Source organism: Bradyrhizobium sp. SZCCHNR1098, from assembly GCF_032489375.1.
Lineage (GTDB): Bacteria > Pseudomonadota > Alphaproteobacteria > Rhizobiales > Xanthobacteraceae > Bradyrhizobium.
The window spans coordinates 409,720-429,336 of sequence record NZ_JAUEXY010000003.1; the positions used below are offsets into that span (position 1 = coordinate 409,720).

Consider the following 19,617-nt stretch of genomic DNA (forward strand, 5'->3'; position numbering starts at 1 on the left):
CAGCGACACCCGGGCTATGAGTCCTTCTTGCGCCGGCCCTTCGGATACTTCCGCTCCATCTCGGCCTTCACCACGCGCTCGGGCCGTATCCGCGCGCCGGCGAGCCAGATCTCGCTGACGCCGGACTTGGTGCGCACGCGCCGGACGGGCTCGCCGTGGCTCGCATAGCCGGTCGCCTGGACGATGCGGCCGGTGTCGCGGCCGGTCACCTCGATGCGGGCGGCATCGATGAACGGGTTGATGAAGACCGGATTGGCGACCATCACCTGCGCGCCGAAGGGGACGAGATCGACGGCGCCCCACAGCGTCCACCAGCGCCCGGTCCAGTCGCGCGTCTTGCGCGACGGCGCGCCATGGGTGGCGAAGGCCTGCAGGATGAACTTGACACCGTTGGCCCAGCCCGGCGCCCAGCCGTCGACGGCATTGGTCAGCACGGTGATCGTGATCTCGCGCGAGGGGATGACTGACGTCCGCGAGATGTAGCCCTGGAAGCCGCCGCCATGGCCGAACCAGTCGAAGCCGGCCGTCGTCCCGCTCATCAGGGCCAGGCCGTAATAGGCCTCTTCGATGTCCTGTGGGACGCGCCATTGCCTCCGGACCATCTCGCGGCGGCTCGCGACCGACAGCAGGCTCTTCTTTGCGTTCGGCGCGAGCTGGGCGAAGAAGCGGGCAGTGTCCGCGGCGGTCGCAACGATGCCGGCGGCCGCCATCATGGCGTGGGTCGGATTGTCGCCGGGAATCACGACTCGGCGGCCCACGGGCACGATGCGCGAATGCCCGCGCGCGAACGGGACACCCTTGCCGAGCAGCGTCATGTCGGGCGCGCTTTCGCGCAAGGCCAGCGGCGTCATGATCTCGCGCTGCAGCCAGGCCGGGTAGGGCTCGCCGGTGATCGCCTCGATGACCAGGCCGAGCAGGCCGTAGCCATGGTTGGAATATTTGAACCGGCTGTTGGGATCGATCGCCGGCGGCTGCTTCAGCTCGGCCAGCAGCTCGTCCTTGTCGAGATAGGATCGGCCGTCGGTGAACTGGCCGGAATCCTTGCCGTCGCGGATCAGGCCTGCCGTGTGCGACAGCAGCTGGTTCAATGTTGCTGCGGCGACATCCGGATGCAGATCCTTGACGTAGCCGCCGACCGGATCGTCCAGCTTCAACCGCTTCTGCTCGCGCAGGCGCATGATTCCGGCGGCGGTGAACGCCTTGGTGTGCGAGGCGATACGGAAGCGGTGCCGCGGCGTCAGCTTCTCGCCGCTGTCGAGATTGGCGTGGCCATAGGCCGCCTCCAGGACGATCTCACCGCGATGGGCAATCGCAAGGATGCAGCCGGGTTGCTCCGAAACGGCGACCTGAAAGGCCAGCCAATCCTTGATGTAATCGAGTGCTGCGCCCAGCCAGGACTCCACGAGGCAATCTCCCGTTCAAAAGACGTGATGAAAATGGACTGCACGACATCCCATCCATAGCGGACGAAGGGCAGCGGACAAAGAAAATGGCGCAACCCCTTCGGGTTGCGCCACTGTCGAGATCGGATCTGGTCCGATCGCGTCTTAGTAGACGAGGCCGGTGCCCGGCTGCTTCTCGAGCGCGTCGGCCAGCGAGCGATATTCGGCGCTGTTGGTGCCGGCGAGCTGCGCCACCTTGTCGAGGTGGTACTTGGCCTGCTCGCGGTTGCCCTGTTCGAGCTGCCACAGGCCGTAATACTGCCAGGTGCGCACGTGGTTCGGATCATCCGCCAGGGCCTGCTCGTAGTACTGCTTGGAGGCCTGGTAGTTGCCGAGCTTGCGGTAGGAGTAGCCGATCAGGTTGGCAACGTCGGCGACGTCCTCGCGGTTCAGCGCCTTGAGCTGCTGGATCGCGGTGGCGTAGTCGCCGCGATCGTAGATCGAGGTGTAGGCAGTGCGATAGGCCGCCAGGAACTTCGGATCTTCGATGCTCGAGCTCTTGTCCTTCTTCTTCTTGCCTGAATCCGACGCCGGCGGCGACGACGGGGTATCGCTGCCCGCGGCATAGGCCTTCGACAGAAGCAGCGGCCCGGAGGCCACGGCCATCGAGAACAGAGCCAGCGTGGCAATCCTGATCGCAGACTTTTTCATTCGTATCTCCCGAGTTGTCGATCCAACAGGTGACTGCGTACGGAGAAGAACTCCCGCAGCTGCGAAATATTCCCGGCCATTTGCGCGGATTTTGCGCCGCGATCGGTTCATTATACGGACGACATGATGACAGACCAGTCACCTCGATGACTATCCCTTCATGTCCATGAACTGAAAACACCACTTTACTTCAGGGGCGGTTCAGTGCCGGTTCCCTATCGTCGCCTTCATGATCACGAGCCCATCCAGACTGGATGGTGCCTCCAGATCTTCACATCACGGAGACGACCATGCTGAAGTCAATGTCTGTTGCTCTGCTCGCCGCGTCGATCCTGGCTGCGCCCGCGTTCGCTGCTGGTCCTGCAAAAACCGACACGTCCGCGAAGTCCAGCCAGACCACTGGCACCGCGAAGACCGATGTGAGCAAGACCGATGCGGCCAAGACCGACGCCACCAAGCCGGGCGCGACGCAGGCCGGCGACAAGGCCAACGAGATGAAGCCCACCGTCGGCAAGACGAAGACCAAGCCGCATGCCTCGCTTGTCCGCCACAAGCATCGCCACGTGGCGCATCTCAGCCATCACAACAAGGTGAGCTTCAAGCGCGTGACGCCGGCGACCCGCCGCGGCTGATCCGGCCAAGGTCACGCAGAGCCGATCTGGTCGTTGGCCGCCGGAGCGCGCCAGAGCGCTCCGGCGGCAGCGGCTTGACGAAGGCGTGAGCCGGGACGGATTTCCCGGCCTCCGGCTTTGAGCTAGAACGGCCGCGGGATTGGCTTTCAAGAGTTGGGCGCCTTGGGGATGGGGAGAACGAGCTGGTGGCCGGCAACCGCGCTGGCGCTGCTGTTGGCGGGGTGCGCCAGCGGAGGTCCCGCCGCGTTCATGAGCGAGGACAATCGCGGCATCTCCTACACCGGCGATCGTGGCGTCGGCAGCCAGCCGTTTCCGGCCAACCACCGCAGCGAGATCCTGTCCTATCTCAGGACCTACCTGAACAATCCGGTCGGGGTGCGCGACGGCGTCATGGCGGAGCCGGTGCAACGGACGGTCGGTGGCCGGCTGCGCTATGTGAGCTGCCTCCGCTATGCGGCGCGCGAGTCCGACGGCAGCTACCGTCCGGCGCAGGAGCGCGCGGCGGTGTTCGTCGACGGCCGGTTCGATCGTCTGGTCGAGGATGCAGGCGAGCTCTGTGCCGGGTCGACCTACGCGCCATTCCCGGAGCTTGCCGGCCTCACGCGTTAGGCCGCGACGTCTTCGGCCGCCTGCCACGTCGTCGCAGCACCTTGCCAAGCGGCTTGCCCGATCACAAATCGGGGATGGCCCGAACGCTTTGCTGCCTCGCGGCGACCAAATATCGGGCGCGGCGTCAGCTTCACGAAATATTCGGGAAGCCTATGGAACAAAAGGCCTTTGTTGCCCTCTGGTGACACCGCAGCAGCAATCACAGCTGTGTCACCGCCGCCGGGCAACCGAAATGCGGCCATGATGTTCGATAGATGTCGCAGACGAATAACGGGGACGTCCCATGAAGCGGTTTTTATTCAGTGCAGTGGCCCTGACCACATTGGCTGCCCCGGCTTTCGCCGCCGACATGCCTCCGCGCACCTACACCAAGGCGCCCGTCTACACGCCGCCCCAGGCGATCTACAACTGGACCGGCTTCTATCTCGGTGGTCACCTTGGTGGCGCCTTCGCGGGCAATAACAGCCTGGAAGGCAACAACGGCCGCTTCCTCGGCGGCGTGCAGGGCGGCTTCGACTACCAGTTTGCCCCGAACTGGGTGCTCGGCATCGAAGCCCAGTACAGCTGGATGGATCGCAATACGACCAATTTCGGCTTCCCGGGGGCTGCGGTCGTGACCTCGACCGGTGCCAACCAGCTCGGCTCGGTCACCGGCCGTCTGGGCTACACCTGGGGACCGGCCTTGCTCTATGCCAAGGGCGGCTACGCCTGGCGGGACGGTAACAATCTCGGGGTGAGCGTCGCCGGCGTGCCGACGGGCTTCACCACGTCGGGCAATACCAAGGATGGCTACACCGTCGGTGCCGGCCTCGAATACATGTTCGCACCGAACTGGTCGGCCAAGGCCGAGTATCAATATTACAATTTCGGCAATACGACCTTCACGGCTGGGCCGGCTCCGGTTGTGGGCAGCCGCTTCAACAGCGACGAGCATACGGTCAAGGTCGGCGTGAACTACCGCTTCGGCTGGGGCGGACCGGCCGCCAGCAAGTACTAAGCGAGGTCACCGAGCCCGCGGCCGGCGGCTTCCGGCGGGGACCGGATCGCGCCTCACTTCCAACACGCCCGCGCCATCTGGTGCGGGTGTATTGCTATCCGGCGGTTGGCCGTCGATGGTTTCGGGATCGCTCACGCAGTGCAAAAAAATTTTCAAACCTTCGTGAAACTTTCGCCATCAGTTGATATTATCAGTCCGCTGGTTTGATGGATCATCCCACATGCGTATCTTGGTGTCCGTGCTGTTGTTGTCGGCGGCTGTTTTGCCGTGCTCCGCCCAGACCGTTCTGAAGTCCGAACCGTTGATGCTGGCCCCCTACGAGGTGGCGCTGGTGCAAGCCGCGTCCTGCCCGTCGGGCAAGGTCCTGAAGGTGACCGGTGCGATCCGCGGTGTCAGCCGCAAGCGCGCCTGTGTCGCCCTTCCGGCCGAGACGGTATCGCTGGCGACGGCGACGCCCTGAGAACGGGCTTCATGGCGACCTTCCAGCGGCAGCTCCGGCTGCTCGCTGATCGCGGGTCTGTCTGTCGAAAGATCTTTGATGAAAGCAAGCCGTCCGCGGGAGCGGACGGGCATACCGGCGTGCATCTCTTCTGCCGCGTGTGACCCAAGGCGGGCTTTCGCCGCAGCCGGTCAGGATGCGAACGGGATGTTGAACTCCTGCTCGGCTTCGGCACGGTTCTGCCAGGGATCTTCCTCGGGCTCGGCGGCGCAGGGTCTGATCTCGTAATCATTGTCGAGCTGCAGATGCGCGGTCGATCGCGCATTGATCATCACGTCCACCACAAGCCCGCTCTGCCGCGCCAGCCGCCAGACATCCCCCTCGGTCGGATAGGCTTTGCTCAACTTGGCGTCGTTGCAAAATAGCGCGTAGGGCATTCCAAGCAGCTCCAGAGAAGCGAAGGATGAACCGAGAATGAACGGCACGTGTAGCGAGACACTGGCGCGCCTGGGGCAGGAAAGGGGCCTTTTCGGCGCGGCCGAGTCGTAAACGAGTCCTAAATTTTTGAAAAAAGAATCCGTGGGACTCCGGGGCTAGAATCGCCAGATGGTTAAGCTCATGGGAACCGATCTCCACATCTTTTGCGGGCGGATCCAGCTGACGCTCGCCTTTGGGCTGCTGCTCGCCTTCGTCGCCAATGTGGCGCTGCTGTGCGTCTGGCTGTGAGCGGGCGCGTCGATTGCGGGATTCGTTCTTCTGTGCACTCGCGGCCGTTGTGCACCTCTGGCGCGGCCGGCTTTAGTCCTCAGGGAGGGCGCTCCGTTCGGCCGATGCTTTCAGGCGCGCGAGTGTCGCGCTGAAATATTCCTGGCGCTCCCGGTTGAAGCGCTCCTGGTGGGCCCGGAAGCGAGCAACCCGGGCACGAATCTCTGCCTGCATGTCGCGCTGCAGATCGAGCTGCGAGGCGATGCTCGTGAAACGCTCCGGGGGGGCTGGGCTCAGGGCTGAGGACGAAGCCTCGGACGCGATGGAGTGGGGCGCACTCGGCCTTGCAGCCTCCGCGACCGCGCCGGGGATCTCGCCTTGCGCGTTGCCGCCGCGCCATGCCCCGATTTCGGCTCGGGCGGCGAGCACACGCTCCAAGGTGACATGCGTCGGTCGCTCGACCGCAGCCTGCTGCGGCGTAGCGGGGGTGTCGGCTGGAACGGCAGGCAGCTCGAACTGGGCGAAGTCGGCAGGCTTTCCGGTGACCGACTGCACGAAGGCCATGGTCTGCGCGATCAGTGCATCACGCTCTTCCTTCCACGTCATGACGCTTGTCCCCCGATGCCTCAATTGCAACAAAAGCGGCTGACGAAATCAAGTTGAAGACCAGTGACTTCTGGGGATAAGCAGGAGTTCTAGATGAGATGTGACAACAATGTTGCCACAGTCTGAACTCGTTTCGTCCCCCACCCGCGGAAGGTGATAGCAGAAATTCAATCCCGCGCAGATGGTTCCTGAGGCGCGGCGGTTTTTTCCGGAGCTCTTCTTGACAGAGGAGGGTGGCTCGCCCCTATGACGGAGCCGCCTCGGTGTCGGGGCATCTTCCTGCTCGCAACCTTCGTGCGCCGCCCGGGCACTTCGCAGTCTTCGATGGACAACCCTTCACGCTCCGAGCGGTCGCGCAAGGCCGCGCTCACCGCCGCCCTTACCATCATCGCCCGCGATGGTCCGGGGCGGCTGACGCTCGACGCGATCGCCCGCGAGAGCGGGCTGAGCAAGGGCGGGCTGATGCACCAGTTCCCCAACAAGGAAGCGGTGCTCAAGGCTCTGCTGGAACAGCAATTCCTGCATTTCGACGAATTCGCCAGCAGGTACAGGGCTGAAGGCGGCAAAGCGGCTGATCAGCCCGAGCTCGCGACGCAGATCGCGATCTCGCGGGAGCTGATCGCCCAGCAATATTCGGTGGCGCAGGCCATGCTCGGCGCGCTCGCCCAGGAGCCGGGATTGCTGGCCGATGCCCGTGCCAAGGATGCCGAGAGAGTAGCCGAGATCCGCGGCGAGGCCGAGGACGCCGATCTCGCGGTCCTAAGATGGGCGGCGGCCCGTGGGCTTGCGTTGATGACGATGCTGCGCGTCTCGCCGCTGGAGCAGCCGGACCTGGACCGCCTGTTTGCCCGCCTGCTCGACGACCGCCAATGGACGGGGTTCGAGCACCGCGTCCCGTCCGACCGCTGATCTGCCTCGAAAGCCGCTTCTTCGGCAGGCGCCGGGTCGCATCCCACCGAGACATTAACGCAATCTTCACCGAGCTTCTTTACAGACCGTCTGGTCGGTTTTATTGATTGGGCGCTGGTTGTGCTTCGCAACAAGCCGCGCAGGTGAGGAGAAAGGGAATGACGGTTCGACTCCGGGTGTCCGGCTTTGCGGCGATTGCCGCGGCGGGTCTTTGCGCCGGCTGCAATACGGTGACGCCGGTGGCTTATTCCGAGGTGGCCTCGGCGCGTTATCTGGCGCCGAATTCCGCCGATCCTTCGGGGCGGGTGCCGTACCGCTACGCGGTTGCCGCGGACTGGCGCAGCTATGACAAGGTGATGCTCGATCCGGTCGTGATCTATCGCGGCAGGGATCACCAGTTCGGCGACATGTCCGAGCAGGACAAGGCGAGGCTCGCCGCCTACATGCGGTCGCGCTTCCTGGAAAGTCTGTCGGCGCGCTTCCGGGTCGTGAGCCAGCGAGGGCCGGCCACGTTGCGCGTGCGGCTCACCCTGACCGGCGCCGTCGCCAACACGCCGGTGCTCGGCACCGCCTCGCGCTTTGATCTCGCCGGCGCCGTCTACAACGGTGTGCAGAGCGCCCGCGACGGCGAGGGGCTGCTGACCGGCTCGGTGTTCTACGCGGCCGAGATCTTCGATGCCGCGAGCGGGCGGCTGCTGAACGCTTTCGTCAGCAAGCAATATCCCTCTCCCTACGACATCAAGGCCAGCGTCGGCGCGCTCGCGGCCGCAGAAGCCGGGATCGACAAGGGGGCCGATGCCCTGGTCGCGCAGCTCCAGTGAGCGGGCAGTGCAGACGCATGCGAAGGGACCCCAGAAGGCGGCCCGCCGCGCAGCCGTCTTTCGCGTGCTTTCGCATCGAGGGCACCGGCAAATGTCCGGCAGCCATTGGCGACGTCAATCTCGCCGTACGAGCGCGTGGCTCGAGGCCGTGGAGACAACGGGGTCCCTGGACATGACATTGAGATTCGTTCTGCGCGTCGGCCTGCGCATCGTCGTCAGCCTGCTGCTGTCGATGGCGGAGGGCCGCGGTCACGCCGCTCCCATCAGCGATCCGCTCGGCACATGGTTGACCGAGGACGGCCGCGCCCGCGTCCGCATCGAGCGTTGTGGCGCCATGGCCGATCGCGTCTGCGGCTACATCGTCTGGATGAAAGAGACGGCGGATGCCAAGGGGCAGCCGTTCCGTGACGGGCTGAATCCGGATCCGGCCAGGCGCGGCCGTCTGCTGCTCGGCCACCAGATGCTGCTCGGCCTGAAGCTGAACGCCGACGGCCGTCACAGCGGCGAGGTCTACAACGCTGAGGACGGCAAGACCTATGCCGTCTCGATCTGGCGCGAGGGCCCGAAGATGCTGGCGGTCAAGGGCTGTCTGCTCGGGCTGTTCTGCGCGACGCAAGGCTGGGTGCTGGTGACGGATCAGGTGCCCGGCCAACTCATCGGAGCGACCGGCGAGGGCGGCGGGCCGTTGCCGGATCCAGAGTGGACTGCGCCCAAGCCGCCGTCGGCGACCGGCATCGCCAAGCCAGCGGTCAGGACGAGGGCGAATTGACGCCTAAGGCGATAGCGATTGCCGCAGCAAATCCCAACTTCACGGAAGCTGGTGCCGGCTGAGGGGATTGAACCCCCGACCTTCGGTTTACAAAACCGCTGCTCTACCGCTGAGCTAAGCCGGCGAATGCACATTTGGTGGCGAAGATCTCGTCCTCAGATTGGGACGAGGTCTCGCGAAGCGCGGTGTTCCTACCAGAGTTGATGCAGTCCGGCTACTCCCCGCGTGAGGGCCGCCTCTCCCATCAACCCAGCAAAAAGGGCGGCCGTTGGGCCGCCCCTGTCGGAGCCGATCATCGAAGCCGCTCCGGCGCGATCTTTACTGGCAGATGTGCATCAGCCCGTCGCTGCCCTTGAACATGGTGCCGGGGCGGCAGACCAGGCCGTTGCGGGTCGCGTAGCTGTTCCAGTCGCCATAGTAGCCGTTCGGGCCGCGATCATAGCTCGGTTGGCCGTAAGAGGGGCCGGGACTGTAGGCATAGGCATCCGCGGTCCGGAACGGCGCCGTGGCGATGGCGCCGGCGGTTCCGATGGCTGCGCCTGCGATGCCAGCAGCGGTGTCGACCGCTCCAGCGGCGACGTCAGCCGGCCAGAAGCCGCTGTTGCGGCGATCCCAGCCGTTGTTGTTCCATCCGGTATTCCACCCGGCATCGGTGCGCTGCTGCATCATCGCCCCGTCCTGGCGGGCCATGTGCCGATGCTGCATCATTCCTTCCTGCTGGCGGTTCATATGCCGGTGGTGCATGTCGCGCGCCATGGCCGGGCCGGCGAGCGCCGTTGCGAGTACAGCAGCCCCAAGAATAGCAAATCGTGTCATGGAATACTCCGTCGTTGCGCCACCACCTGCTAAGCGCAAGCTGGTCCCGTCGTTCCCGCCGCGCCGGGAATGTTTTGGAACGACATGAGGCCATTGCTTTGCGAGGCCGGAGCAGCGGTTGCGGTCCGGCTTGCTCCGACCCGAAGGCTGTTAGTCTCGCGGACAGGGCAGGCGGGGTTGATGCTGGCAGTATTGTCGCTCTCGGCTGATGATCAGCCATTAACCCTCGCGCTCGAACCCCACCGGGGCTTTAACCCGGAATGGTGGCTCGCGCGTTAGTCTTACCAGCAGATTGATGTGCGCGTTTAACCCATCGGGGCGCGCGTTGCGGTATTGGTAGGATGGCAACCGGGGCGTGAATTCATGCGTACTACAACGGCTCTTGTGATTCTGATTGGAGCGTCTTCCGCCGCGCTCGCCAGCGAAGGCTTCGAGATCGTCATTCCGCAGCGGCCCGGCGTGCCCGTCGTCATCAACGGCATCGATGCGTCCTACGCCGTCGTCGAAGGCCAGTACGGTCTTGGCAGGGGCAACTACATGCAGCCGACGATCTATGGCGGCCGGCCGGTCGAGCCCGAGCCCCATGTCGGCCATTACTATCCGACCCTCGGAGCGAGGCCTGGCTATGGCCGCATGGAGATCGAGCCGCCGGCCGATCGCAAGCTGCCGAAGCCGGCCGAGAGCTATTCGCGCTCATGGGGTGCCCAGTCGCAGATGCAGCCGCCGGAGCCGGCGGTGCCGATGTATCCGCCTGCCGTCATCCTGGCTCCGCCTGATGGCGGCCCGCGCGGGTATTCTAATTCACCGCCGGCCTACCGCCGCTAGCGAGCAGCTCGCCATCAACAGTCAAATCAAGCAAAAATAGATCAACAGGAGAGAGTTATGCGTGGAATAATTTCAGGACTTGTCGCCATTGCCGGTCTGGCCGTCGCTGGCAGCGCGCCGGCCGCCGCCTGCGGCGCCTCCGCCTGCGCGCCGTGCGGCTACGCCACGCCGTGCGCGCCGCAGGTCGCCTATCAGCCGACGGTCACTTATCAGCCGACCGTGACCTACCAGCCCACGGTGACGTATCAGCCGCAATACTTCTATCAGCCCGGCTACACCTATGGTCACGGCTGCGGCGCCTGCGGCGCGAGCTATGAGCGGCTGCCCGAGCCGACGCGGCAGTACTACTATGTCAACCAGGGTCCGACCTACAGCGGTCCCGGCGCCTTCGCGCCGTATCCGGCCTATGAGGAGCAGGCGCTCCCGGTCTATCGCTATCACCACCGCCGGCATGCTTATGAGGCGACCCGCGTCGCCCCCGAAGTGGTATATGCCCAGCCCCGCCACGCCTATCGCTGGGGCGCCTCGCCTTATTATCACGGCCAGCGCGTGCTGCGCCGCTACTACTGATCAGCCGCACCTTCGTTCACGCCAGCGCCCGCGCGCCGCATGCGCGCGGGCGCTTCGTCATTTCGGCATCAATCCGATGCGGGTCGCGCCGACATAGAGTGCGAGCACGGCGGCATTGGAGACGTTGAGGCTCTTGATGGCGCCGGGCATGTCGAGCCGTGCCACGACGCTGCAGGTCTCGCGCGTCAACTGCCGCAGGCCCTTGCCCTCGGCGCCCAGCACCAGCGCGAGCGGCTCGCGCAAGGCGACCGCCGCGATGTCCTCCTCGCCCGCGCTGTCCAGCCCCACTGTCTGAAAGCCGCGCTCACTCAGCCGCGTCAGCGCGCGGGCGAGGTTCTGCACCGTGACGATCGGCACCAGCTCCAGCGCGCCGGAGGCGGACTTGGCCAGCACGCCGGTGGCCTCGGGGCTGTGGCGCCCGGTGGTGACGACGGCCTTCACGCCGAACGCCGCCGCCGAGCGCAGGATGGCGCCGACATTGTGCGGATCGGTGATCTGGTCGAGCACCAGGATCAGCCCCTCGGCCGCGAGCGTGTCGATGTCCGGCGAGGGCAGGGGATCGGCCTCCGCCAACAGGCCCTGGTGCACAGCGTCCGGACCGAGCCGCTGGTCGATCTGGCTGGGACGCACGATCTCGGGCGTCACCCTTGTCTCGATCCGCTCGTCGGCGAGCCGGCGGGCAGCGTTCTCGGTCAGGTAAAGCTTGCGAATCCTCCGCTTCGGATTGGCCAGCGCCAGGGTCACGGTGTGCCAGCCATAGAGAATGACGGGGCCATCCGAGTCCTGACCGCGCTCCCGCCACGGCTGGGGGCGCTCGAATCCGCGCGGTTTGCCGGAGAATTTACCGCCCGGACGGCGAAAAGGTGGCTTTCGGTCGCGTTCGCTCATGGCCCGAGCTTCTGTCACGGCCTGCGGATTCTGGCAATTTGGCACCGCTGAGACGGGAAAATTCGTCGTCCCTTGGTTGACTTCGAGGGGCGGGTTCGATCATAACGACCCCGGCCGCGCGCGCCCACTCATCCGGGCCCCGCGGTCTTACCGTCTCCATGGCGCTGATGGTCCCGACGCTGCTGTTCCGCGGCCGGCCCGAATTGCCGTCGATACGGGGGAGTGTCCCGAGTGGCAAAGGGAGCTGACTGTAAATCAGCCGCCTCATGGCTTCGCAGGTTCGAGTCCTGCCTCCCCCACCAACTTACTGCCTCTCAGCTCCGTGAGATTTTGCAAGGATCGGGGACCCCCTGGGCATTGCCGCCGCATTCCCTGCAGACGGAGCGGTGGGCTACTGATCGCTTGTTGCCGGTCCGCCCTCGCGGGGTGACGTTCCGGTTGCCACAGCCGAGTTAATGCCGCGAGAGCGATCGATATATTGAAGCAATCACGGAAAACGCGACATTCTCTGTCGCGAGATTTTCTTTATGAAAGAAAAATAGCTGGCTTTAAATCAACCGCGTCGGCTTCGCGTCATCCCCATCGCATTGATTTTTCTTCAGAATCATGAATCCTTCGCCTCGAAGAATATGGCGGAGCGTAGCTATTCTGCCACAACCGGGCGGTTTTTCGTCGCAACTGTGGCGAGTCGCGTTGCGAGCTGATCTCACGTTTGTTATCGGTTCCATATGTTCAAGAGCATATATACACCGATTTTGATATGTGTTGTGGGAATGAGCTTTAGCCCGGCATTGGGCGCTGAGCCGTTCACCATCCAGGACGCCATCAACCAGGCGGTGAAGACCAATCCCGGTGTCGGGGAGGCCGCCGCCAGTCGGCGGGCCACCGAAGCCGAGCTTCGCCAGTCCCAGGGGACGCTGCTGCCGCAGGTCCGGCTCGATGCGAGCGCCGGGCCCGAGATGCTCAAGCAGTATGTTTCACCGGCGCCGGCCAATAATGGCCGCTACCTGCGCGGCCGCGAGGCCGGCGTGGTGGTCCGTCAGTTGCTGTTCGATGGCTTTTCCTCGATCAATGAAGTGTGGCGCCAGGCCGCGCGGGTCGATGCCGCCGCGTACCGCGTGCTGGAGCGAACCGAGCTGATCGGTCTCGATGCCGCCGAGGCCTATGTCGACGTGGTGCGCTACTCCAGGCTGGTCGCGCTGGCCGAGAAGAACCTCAAGGTTCATCTCGAGCTGCGCAGGAACGTGCTGGCCCGTTTCCAGGGCGGCCGGGCCGGCGAGGGCGACACCCAGCAGGCCGAGGAGCGGGTCGCTGCAGCGCAGGCCGTGCTCGAAGAATTCCGTCTCAGCCTGGAAGTGGCGCGGGCGAAGTACCGCAAGGTCATCGGCGTCGAGCCCTATAACCTGCGTTTCCCGGGCCGGCTGTCCGACATGCCGAGAGACAAGGCGGAATCGCTCGACATCGCCTACAAGTTCAATCCGACCCTGCGCGCCGCCGCGGCGGATGTGACGGCTGCCAAGCGGGGCTTCGATGCGACGACCGGCACCTTCCTGCCGACGCTTTCGCTCGAAGGCCGCGCGACGACCGGCAAGGAATCGATCACCTACACCAATCGCTACGACGAGGTCAGCGGCAAGGTCGTTGCGTCCTGGGATATCTTCAACGGCGGTCAGAACAGCTGGCGCCGTGAGGAAGCCGCGCAGCGGATGATCCAGGAGCAGCAGAAGCACGCTCGGCTGCAGCGCGATGCGCTGGAGTCGATCGACAAGGCCTGGGCGGCCCGGATCATCACCGCCGATCGCGTCGCCGCCCTCGTGCGCGATGTCGAAGCAGCCCGTCGCACCTTCGTCGCCTACAACAAGGAATACGAACTCGGCCAGCGCACGCTGATCGATCTCCTGAACTCGCAGAACCAGTACTTCAATGCCAACGTGTCGCTGGTGTCGGCGCGCGGTGTGGTTGTGTTCGCTGACTATCAGCTGCTCGCCGCGATGGGCCAGATGCTCAACTACCTGAAGACCGGGCATCCTCCGGAGACCGAGCCGGTGGACACGCCGAGCGGCTTCATCGGCTATAGCTTGGCGCCTGTTCGGCTGAGCGCGCCTGCGCCCGGACCGCAGCCGCTGAACTCCGCCGGTCCGGTGCCGATGTTCGGCCTGCATGCTGGTACGCCGAAGCATCCTGCGCCGATTACCTTTGGCGATCGGTGGGCCTCGAGCGATCCTGAGGATACGACACTGTTCGTCGCGTCCGGAAAGTACGGCGGATTCGCTCAGAGCCCCAACGGGCGCGCGCCGAAATAGGTGAGACTAACAAAGCCGGTGCATGTCGCGCCGGCTTTTCACCATACGCATTTACTTTGCGCCGAGATTGTCGAGAAGCACCTGTAAAAATCTTGAAAAAGCCAGGTGCGAGCCAAAGAATTGGGCTAAGGCAAATTATTAGCAAGAAGCAATGGGTGCAGGTCCGCGCTGCTCGGTGGGCCAGATGGGTTTTCGAGGCGTCGTTGAATATTCGTCCGACAAGGTTCGAGCTCGAAGAGACGGCCCACGTGATGCCGCAGATGAGCGCAGCCGCAGCAGCAACTGATCCTCTCAGCGACAGTCTGCTTTACCTCGCAGCTCATCATGGCCGCGCATTGAGCCGCAGCGCGCTGCTATCCGGACTGCCGCTCGACAGCGGCGTGCTCAGCATCGCGCTCTACGAGCGCGCCGCGCAGCGGGCCGGGCTCGAGGCGCAACTGGTCGAACGGCCGCTGAGCGAGATCCCCGCGCTGGTGCTGCCTTGCGTGCTGATGTTTCACGACGGCACCACGCGCATCCTGCTGACGATCGACGAGGCCGCCGGCCGCCTCACCATCGTCGATCCCTCGCGTCGTGAACAGCCGGCGATCGAGCGCTTCGAGGCGGTCGCGGCGCGATATGTCGGCTTCGCCTATCTGGTGCGGCCCGCCACAGTCGCCGATCCGCGCGTGGCGGCAGCCGGCGAGGTGCCGAAGACGCACTGGTTCTGGTCGGTGGTCAGCCGCTTCGGCGCCAATTACGGCCATGTCGCGATCGCCGCGTTCATCGTCAACATCCTGGCGCTGGCCGCGCCGCTGTTCACGATGAGCGTCTACGACCGCGTGATCCCGAACGGCGCGATCCCCTCATTGGTCGCACTCGGCATCGGCCTTCTCCTCGCCATCGGATTCGACTTCCTGCTCAAGGTGGTGCGCAGCCGCATCATCGACATGACAGGCAAGAAGATCGACGTGGTGCTTGCCGCCAACATCTTCGAGCACGTGATGTCGCTGAAGATGGACAAGCGGCCGCCGTCGGTCGGCATCCTCGCCAACCAGCTGCGCGACTTTGATTCGGTTCGCGAGTTCTTCACCTCCGGCACCGTGGTGTCGGCGACCGACATGCTGTTCGCGGTCGTGTTCATCATCGTGCTGTTCATCATCGCGGGTCCCATCGCCTGGATTCCGCTGCTGATGCTGCCGGTGATGATCGCCGTCGGGCTGCTGATCCAGCGGCCGCTCGAACGCGCGATGCGGCAGATGCAGGCGCAGTCCGCCGCGCGTCACGGCATTCTGGTGGAATCGCTGAACGGAATGGAGACGGTCCGCGCGGTGGCCGGCGAGAGCCGGGTGCAGACGGTGTGGGAGCGCTCGGTGGCGGCGCAGGCGCGCTCCAGCGAGGACGTCCAGTTCTGGGCGTCGATGGCCATGACCGCGGCGAGCGTCGCCAGCCAGTTCTGCAGCCTGCTGCTGGTCGTGGTCGGCGTGTTCCTGATCCTCGACGGCAAGCTCTCGGTCGGCGCGCTGGTGGCGGCCAACATGCTGTCGGGTCGCGTGCTCGGTCCGATCGCAGGCATCGCCGGCCTGATGACGCGCTTCACACAGACGACGTCGGCGCTGCGCTCGATCGACCGGCTGATGTCCCTGGACCGTGAGCGTCCGCCGGAAAAGATCTACGTCGCGCGTGAGATCAACCAGGGCCGCATCCAGTTCAAGAACGTCAGCTTCTCCTATCCGGGAAGCCAGACCAAGGCGCTCGACAACGTCTCCTTCGATATCAAGCCGGGCGAGAAGATCGGCATCATCGGTCGGGTCGGCTCGGGCAAGACCACCGTCGGCCGCCTCGCCACTGCGTTCTATCCGCCGACCGAAGGCAGCATCCTGATCGACGGGATCGACATCCAGCAGTACGACCCGGCCGATCTGCGCGCCGGCATCGGCTTCGTGCTGCAGGACACCGACCTGTTCTACGGCAAGCTGCGCGACAACATCACGCTCGGCCGTCCGGCGGCGACCGATGAGGAGGTGCTCGAGGCAGCGCGGCTCGCCGGCGTCGAAACCTTCATCGCCGGCCACCCGCAGGGCTATGAGATGATGATCGCCGAAGGCGGCCGCAGCCTGTCGGGCGGGCAGAAGCAGGCGATCGGGCTTGCGCGCGTCCTGATCCGCAAGCCGCGCGTGCTGTTCCTCGACGAGCCGACTGCGCATTTCGACGTCCGCAGCGAGGGCGAATTCCTCGAGCGCCTGAAGGTCCTGGCCAAGGGCGATAAGGCGGGCGAGATGTCCATCATCGTCTCGACCCACCGGCCTTCGTTGTTGTCGCTGGTCGACCGCATCCTGGTGTTCGACTCCGGCAAGATCGTCGCCGACGGTCCGACCGCGCAGATCCTCACCATGCTGCGTCCGCAGCAGTCCGCGGCGGCGCCGGCCGCGAGCCCCGCGATGAAGCCGGTCCAGGGGACGCGGTGACATGGCGCTCAGCGATTTCGCGTTCTCCAACGACATCAGGGCTGCCGTCGAACTGCGCACGCCGAAGACGGCGCGGATGCTGCTGCTGGCCTCGCTCGGCCTGTTCTTCACCTTCCTGATCTGGGCGCATTTCGCCGTGCTCGATGAGGTCAAGCGCGGCAATGGCAAGGTCGTGCCGTCGCGCCAGACCCAGGTGGTTCAATCGCTGGAAGGCGGCATCATCGCCGATCTCCTAGTGCAGGAAGGCGCAATCGTCGAAAAGGATCAGCCCCTGGCGCGGATCGAGGACACCAATTTTGCGTCGCAGTTCGGCGAGATCCGCGAGCGCCGCGGCGCGATGGCGGCGCGGGTGATCCGGCTGGCGGCGGAAACCGAGGGCCGCAGCCCGGTCGAGTTTCCCGAGGAGCTCGTCGCGGACGCCCCGCGCGCGGTGCAGACCGAGCGCGCCGTGTTCGACGCCCATGCGCGCAAGCTCGCGCAGGACATCGACGTCGTGCAGCAGCAGGAGCAGCAGAAGAGCAAGGAGATCGACGAGCTCAGGGCCACCGAGAAGCGCTTCTCGGAGACGTTGGCACTGCTCAATCGCGAATTGGGGCTGACCCGCAAGCTGTTCGACCAGAAGGTGGTGCCGGAGATCGAGATGCTCCGCGCCGACCGCCAGGCCACCGACATGCGGGGGCAGCTCGCGGTGGTGCAGGCGAGCATCGTGAAGACCGAGGCCGCCGTGCAGGAGGCGCGCGCGCGCCGGCTCAACATCGTCACGGCGTTTCGCGCCCAGGCCGAGGACGATCTCGCCAAGTCGCGCGGCGATCTCGCCGTGCTCGACGAGAACATCAAGTCGGCCCAGGACCGGGTGCGGCGGACCGAACTGCGCTCGCCCGTGCGCGGCATAGTCAACAGGCTCAACGTCACCACCATCGGCGCCGTGGTCGCGCCAGGCGCCAGCCTGATGGAGATCACGCCGCTCGATGACACGCTGCTGGTCGAAGGCCGCATCCGTCCGCAGGACATCGCCTTCATCCGTCCCAACCACGAGGCGGTGGTCAAGCTCAGCGCCTATGATTCCTCGGTGTACGGCTCCTTGCACGGGCGCGTCGAGCGCATAAGCGCCGATACCATCACCGACGAGAAGGGCGACAAGAACGAGCGTGGCGAGACCTTCTATCGGGTGATGGTGCGCACCGAGAAGAACCACCTCGGCACCGCCCAGCAGCCGCTTCCGATCATCCCGGGCATGGTCGCGACCGTCGAGATCCTGACGGGCAAGAAATCGGTGCTGGACTATCTGGTCAAGCCTGCCCGCATGCTGCGCGACGAGGCGCTGCGCGAGCGCTGAGCGCAGGCGCGGCCAGCTCGTGTGAGTGCAGCGATACCCGGTTCTCCGCGAAAAGTATGTGAGATCCCAGAAGTCGCTGCGCTGATCCGCGGCTGAGCGAGCCGGCCTGCGTTACCAAATTCTGAATCGTTCAAATGCGACGCGATTTGGTCGGCCGCGATTAGTCGCGTTCGCAGCTTGGCCGCGAACATCACCGCGGTTTAACCGGCCCGAAGCCGCGCCGGCCCTATCCCTGATCCGACAACAACCGGGACAGGGATCGACGCGATGACGTCGGCCGATGCCCCGGAGCATACGGGGCGTCACTGATGTTGCGGATCGATCGGCCGCGGGCTCTCCCGCGCGCGCTGGGGCTTGCGCTTGTGTTGTCGGTCGTGGCCGGTTGTGCCGGCGCTGCGTTTGCCGAGACTTCAAATCGTAGATCTCCGCAGGGCACTGCGGATAGCGCGCTGCCGGTGCCGCCGCCCGTCCGTTTCTTCACCATCAATGCCGTGCTCGCCAAGCACGACGGCCTGCGTCGCGCGGCCTCCGGGCCTGTGGAAGTGGCATCGACCGACCCGGCCGGCCGCGCCGGATCAGTCAGCGACGCCCCGCAGGGGCCGGCGGTCGCTAATCCCAGCGACGAGCCGTTCGGCCTGATGACGTTCCGCGCACCCGAAGGCGTGCTGTGGGTGAAATGGCGCGGCATCCAGGCTGCGATGGCGAGCGAGCGGATGTCGACCGACCGCTGCAACGGCGATGACGCGCGTTGCTCGGCGTCGGAGCGCTTCTTCGTTGCGCTGATGCGGTCGGCGGCTGCCGCCAGCGCAGGTCGTGCACGCGCGGAAATCATCAATCGCGGCGTCAACCAGGCGGTGCGCTACGTCAGCGACGATCAGCAACACGGCCTGCCGGACGTCTGGAGTTCGCCACTGCAGACCTTGCGCAGCGGCCTCGGTGACTGCGAGGACTACGCGATCGCGAAATACGCGTTGTTGCTGGCGGCGGGAACGCCGGAATCCGATCTCAAGCTGCTGCTGGTCCGGGACCTCGCCGTAAGGCAGGATCACGCCGTCGTCGCAGTCCGGCTCGAGGGCAAGTGGTTCGTGCTCGACAATCGGCGGGCCGCTCTGATGGAAGGACGAGATCTGCAGTCCTTCATGCCGCTGTTTGCAATCGATCACCGCGGCGTCAGCCTGTTCGCGGCGCCCTATGCCGAGCGGCCGCACCACGAAAGCGAGAGCGACGTCACGCCGGCGGCCGAAGCCGACATCGGCGGCGGCCGTGATCCGGGCCGGCCGTTGCTGCTCTGAATGTCGCAGCCGAACGACTTGTAGCCGGCGCCGTTTGCGGTCTTAATGCACGCTGGGAAGCTGGCGAGCAGGGGGCCGCGGTGAATATCAAGCAAGTCATGGTTTGCGGGGCAGTGGTCCTGTCGGCGATCGGTGGGATGATCGGCAGCGCGCGGGCCGACGCCGTGGTGCTGCCGGGCGCGGCGTTTGCGATCGCCTGCGAGAATGGCGGCAGTTACGTGCTGCGCTCTCGTCCCGTGCTCGCGCCGGGCGAGATCGTCACCGCGCAACTCTACCTCCATCCTCGCCACGCGATTCCGGTCCGTCTCGTTCCGATGGGCGACGGCTATCGCTACGCGGGCCGCGGCGTGTGGCTCGATGGCATCGGTGACCAGGCGCTGTTGTATTTGCGCAAATATGAACCGGTCGCCTGCGTGGTCAGCCGCATCTGAGGCATTCTGCCGCTGCACAACCTCTTTCAAGAATAGGCTCCGCCTTTCGCAAATAATTCGCGAGAGGCGGAGTTCCATTTCGGCCATTTCATGGCGCTCAGCTCATATTCACGACAGCGTGCGTGGTGT

Annotated in this window: 21 protein-coding genes and 2 tRNA genes; 16 read left to right on the plus strand and 7 right to left on the minus strand. The window is 65.2% G+C overall.

Going from position 1 to position 19,617, the window contains the following annotated elements:
* Positions 1 to 14 precede the first annotated feature (14 nt).
* A complete protein-coding gene (locus QX135_RS10015; RefSeq protein ID WP_315780751.1) occupies positions 15 to 1,403 on the minus strand; it encodes a serine hydrolase domain-containing protein in 1,389 nt (462 codons plus the stop codon).
* A 144-nt stretch (positions 1,404 to 1,547) separates the two neighbouring features.
* Positions 1,548 to 2,093 carry a tetratricopeptide repeat protein gene (locus QX135_RS10020; protein WP_315737528.1) on the minus strand — a complete coding sequence of 182 codons (546 nt, stop codon included), beginning with the start codon at positions 2,091 to 2,093 and terminating at the stop codon, positions 1,548 to 1,550.
* Positions 2,094 to 2,383: 290 nt separating this feature from the next.
* On the opposite strand from QX135_RS10020, the gene QX135_RS10025 reads away from it, so the two are divergent.
* The 4 genes from QX135_RS10025 to QX135_RS10040 all read left to right on the plus strand — a co-directional run bounded on the left by QX135_RS10025 (position 2,384) and on the right by QX135_RS10040 (position 4,791).
* Positions 2,384 to 2,725 (plus strand): hypothetical protein, encoded by a 342-nt coding sequence (locus QX135_RS10025; RefSeq protein WP_315771107.1) that lies wholly within the window; start codon positions 2,384 to 2,386, stop codon positions 2,723 to 2,725.
* Positions 2,726 to 2,887: 162 nt separating this feature from the next.
* Positions 2,888 to 3,334, plus strand: coding sequence for a hypothetical protein (locus QX135_RS10030; protein WP_315776666.1), 447 nt, complete (start codon positions 2,888 to 2,890; stop codon positions 3,332 to 3,334).
* 283 nt (positions 3,335 to 3,617) lie between these two features.
* Complete coding sequence (locus tag QX135_RS10035) at positions 3,618 to 4,331, plus strand: porin family protein (RefSeq protein ID WP_315771111.1); 714 nt, start codon at positions 3,618 to 3,620, stop codon at positions 4,329 to 4,331.
* A 220-nt stretch (positions 4,332 to 4,551) separates the two neighbouring features.
* Entirely contained in the window at positions 4,552 to 4,791 is a 240-nt protein-coding gene (locus QX135_RS10040; RefSeq protein ID WP_316176451.1) for a DUF6719 family protein, read from the plus strand.
* A gap of 170 nt (positions 4,792 to 4,961) precedes the next feature.
* On the opposite strand, the gene QX135_RS10045 is transcribed toward QX135_RS10040, so the two are convergent.
* Entirely contained in the window at positions 4,962 to 5,207 is a 246-nt protein-coding gene (locus QX135_RS10045) for a hypothetical protein (protein WP_315714645.1), read from the minus strand.
* Positions 5,208 to 5,376: 169 nt separating this feature from the next.
* On the opposite strand from QX135_RS10045, the gene QX135_RS10050 reads away from it, so the two are divergent.
* Complete coding sequence (locus tag QX135_RS10050; protein ID WP_316176450.1) at positions 5,377 to 5,496, plus strand: glucose transporter; 120 nt, start codon at positions 5,377 to 5,379, stop codon at positions 5,494 to 5,496.
* Positions 5,497 to 5,568: 72 nt separating this feature from the next.
* On the opposite strand, the gene QX135_RS10055 is transcribed toward QX135_RS10050, so the two are convergent.
* Positions 5,569 to 6,081, minus strand: coding sequence for a hypothetical protein (locus tag QX135_RS10055; RefSeq protein WP_315737534.1), 513 nt, complete (start codon positions 6,079 to 6,081; stop codon positions 5,569 to 5,571).
* A 294-nt stretch (positions 6,082 to 6,375) separates the two neighbouring features.
* Between QX135_RS10055 and QX135_RS10060 the strand changes: the two genes are divergently transcribed.
* From QX135_RS10060 to QX135_RS10070, 3 genes are all read left to right on the plus strand, one after another.
* Positions 6,376 to 6,990: a TetR/AcrR family transcriptional regulator gene (locus QX135_RS10060; RefSeq protein ID WP_316176449.1), complete on the plus strand. Its 615-nt coding sequence runs from the start codon at positions 6,376 to 6,378 to the stop codon at positions 6,988 to 6,990.
* Positions 6,991 to 7,148: 158 nt separating this feature from the next.
* The gene (locus tag QX135_RS10065; protein ID WP_315811517.1) at positions 7,149 to 7,811 is read left to right on the plus strand and encodes a DUF3313 domain-containing protein; all 663 of its coding nucleotides are present in this window, start codon (positions 7,149 to 7,151) and stop codon (positions 7,809 to 7,811) included.
* Between the two features lie 172 nt (positions 7,812 to 7,983).
* Complete coding sequence (locus QX135_RS10070; protein ID WP_316176448.1) at positions 7,984 to 8,580, plus strand: DUF2147 domain-containing protein; 597 nt, start codon at positions 7,984 to 7,986, stop codon at positions 8,578 to 8,580.
* Positions 8,581 to 8,629: 49 nt separating this feature from the next.
* On the opposite strand, the gene QX135_RS10075 is transcribed toward QX135_RS10070, so the two are convergent.
* Together QX135_RS10075 and QX135_RS10080 are read right to left on the minus strand one after the other, a co-directional pair.
* Positions 8,630 to 8,704 (minus strand) — tRNA-Thr (locus QX135_RS10075).
* Positions 8,705 to 8,898: 194 nt separating this feature from the next.
* The gene (locus QX135_RS10080; protein ID WP_316176447.1) at positions 8,899 to 9,396 is read right to left on the minus strand and encodes a hypothetical protein; all 498 of its coding nucleotides are present in this window, start codon (positions 9,394 to 9,396) and stop codon (positions 8,899 to 8,901) included.
* 363 nt (positions 9,397 to 9,759) lie between these two features.
* Between QX135_RS10080 and QX135_RS10085 the strand changes: the two genes are divergently transcribed.
* Together QX135_RS10085 and QX135_RS10090 are read left to right on the plus strand one after the other, a co-directional pair.
* A complete protein-coding gene (locus tag QX135_RS10085) occupies positions 9,760 to 10,221 on the plus strand; it encodes a hypothetical protein (protein WP_316176446.1) in 462 nt (153 codons plus the stop codon).
* A 57-nt stretch (positions 10,222 to 10,278) separates the two neighbouring features.
* Positions 10,279 to 10,791, plus strand: a complete 513-nt coding sequence (locus QX135_RS10090; RefSeq protein WP_316176445.1) for a hypothetical protein — start codon at positions 10,279 to 10,281, stop codon at positions 10,789 to 10,791.
* Between the two features lie 57 nt (positions 10,792 to 10,848).
* On the opposite strand, the gene rlmB is transcribed toward QX135_RS10090, so the two are convergent.
* Positions 10,849 to 11,679 (minus strand): 23S rRNA (guanosine(2251)-2'-O)-methyltransferase RlmB, encoded by an 831-nt coding sequence (rlmB, locus tag QX135_RS10095; protein WP_316176444.1) that lies wholly within the window; start codon positions 11,677 to 11,679, stop codon positions 10,849 to 10,851.
* Between the two features lie 216 nt (positions 11,680 to 11,895).
* On the opposite strand from rlmB, the gene QX135_RS10100 reads away from it, so the two are divergent.
* The 6 genes from QX135_RS10100 to QX135_RS10125 all read left to right on the plus strand — a co-directional run bounded on the left by QX135_RS10100 (position 11,896) and on the right by QX135_RS10125 (position 19,488).
* Positions 11,896 to 11,981, plus strand: a tRNA-Tyr gene (locus tag QX135_RS10100).
* Between the two features lie 471 nt (positions 11,982 to 12,452).
* Positions 12,453 to 13,982: a TolC family outer membrane protein gene (locus tag QX135_RS10105; protein WP_316176443.1), complete on the plus strand. Its 1,530-nt coding sequence runs from the start codon at positions 12,453 to 12,455 to the stop codon at positions 13,980 to 13,982.
* Positions 13,983 to 14,233: 251 nt separating this feature from the next.
* On the plus strand, positions 14,234 to 16,429 hold the full coding sequence (locus QX135_RS10110) for a type I secretion system permease/ATPase (protein WP_316177230.1): 2,196 nt from the start codon (positions 14,234 to 14,236) through the stop codon (positions 16,427 to 16,429).
* A gap of 1 nt (position 16,430) precedes the next feature.
* Positions 16,431 to 17,765 carry an HlyD family type I secretion periplasmic adaptor subunit gene (locus QX135_RS10115; RefSeq protein WP_315737542.1) on the plus strand — a complete coding sequence of 445 codons (1,335 nt, stop codon included), beginning with the start codon at positions 16,431 to 16,433 and terminating at the stop codon, positions 17,763 to 17,765.
* A 455-nt stretch (positions 17,766 to 18,220) separates the two neighbouring features.
* Positions 18,221 to 19,057, plus strand: coding sequence for a transglutaminase-like cysteine peptidase (locus QX135_RS10120; protein WP_316176442.1), 837 nt, complete (start codon positions 18,221 to 18,223; stop codon positions 19,055 to 19,057).
* 80 nt (positions 19,058 to 19,137) lie between these two features.
* Positions 19,138 to 19,488 (plus strand): hypothetical protein, encoded by a 351-nt coding sequence (locus QX135_RS10125; protein ID WP_316176441.1) that lies wholly within the window; start codon positions 19,138 to 19,140, stop codon positions 19,486 to 19,488.
* Positions 19,489 to 19,617 lie beyond the last annotated feature (129 nt).

Bases quoted from the DNA above. Each gene is read 5' to 3' on its own strand.
- QX135_RS10020 (WP_315737528.1), bottom strand. From the start codon at position 2,093: ATGAAAAAGTCTGCGATCAGGATTGCCACGCTGGCTCTGTTCTCGATG.
- QX135_RS10025 (WP_315771107.1), top strand. From the start codon at position 2,384: ATGCTGAAGTCAATGTCTGTTGCTCTGCTCGCCGCGTCGATCCTGGCT.
- QX135_RS10035 (WP_315771111.1), top strand. From the start codon at position 3,618: ATGAAGCGGTTTTTATTCAGTGCAGTGGCCCTGACCACATTGGCTGCC.
- QX135_RS10040 (WP_316176451.1), top strand. From the start codon at position 4,552: ATGCGTATCTTGGTGTCCGTGCTGTTGTTGTCGGCGGCTGTTTTGCCG.
- QX135_RS10045 (WP_315714645.1), bottom strand. From the start codon at position 5,207: ATGCCCTACGCGCTATTTTGCAACGACGCCAAGTTGAGCAAAGCCTAT.
- QX135_RS10050 (WP_316176450.1), top strand. From the start codon at position 5,377: ATGGTTAAGCTCATGGGAACCGATCTCCACATCTTTTGCGGGCGGATC.
- QX135_RS10055 (WP_315737534.1), bottom strand. From the start codon at position 6,081: ATGACGTGGAAGGAAGAGCGTGATGCACTGATCGCGCAGACCATGGCC.
- QX135_RS10065 (WP_315811517.1), top strand. From the start codon at position 7,149: ATGACGGTTCGACTCCGGGTGTCCGGCTTTGCGGCGATTGCCGCGGCG.
- QX135_RS10070 (WP_316176448.1), top strand. From the start codon at position 7,984: ATGACATTGAGATTCGTTCTGCGCGTCGGCCTGCGCATCGTCGTCAGC.
- QX135_RS10080 (WP_316176447.1), bottom strand. From the start codon at position 9,396: ATGACACGATTTGCTATTCTTGGGGCTGCTGTACTCGCAACGGCGCTC.
- QX135_RS10085 (WP_316176446.1), top strand. From the start codon at position 9,760: ATGCGTACTACAACGGCTCTTGTGATTCTGATTGGAGCGTCTTCCGCC.
- QX135_RS10090 (WP_316176445.1), top strand. From the start codon at position 10,279: ATGCGTGGAATAATTTCAGGACTTGTCGCCATTGCCGGTCTGGCCGTC.
- rlmB (WP_316176444.1), bottom strand. From the start codon at position 11,679: ATGAGCGAACGCGACCGAAAGCCACCTTTTCGCCGTCCGGGCGGTAAA.
- QX135_RS10105 (WP_316176443.1), top strand. From the start codon at position 12,453: ATGAGCTTTAGCCCGGCATTGGGCGCTGAGCCGTTCACCATCCAGGAC.
- QX135_RS10110 (WP_316177230.1), top strand. From the start codon at position 14,234: ATGCCGCAGATGAGCGCAGCCGCAGCAGCAACTGATCCTCTCAGCGAC.
- QX135_RS10115 (WP_315737542.1), top strand. From the start codon at position 16,431: ATGGCGCTCAGCGATTTCGCGTTCTCCAACGACATCAGGGCTGCCGTC.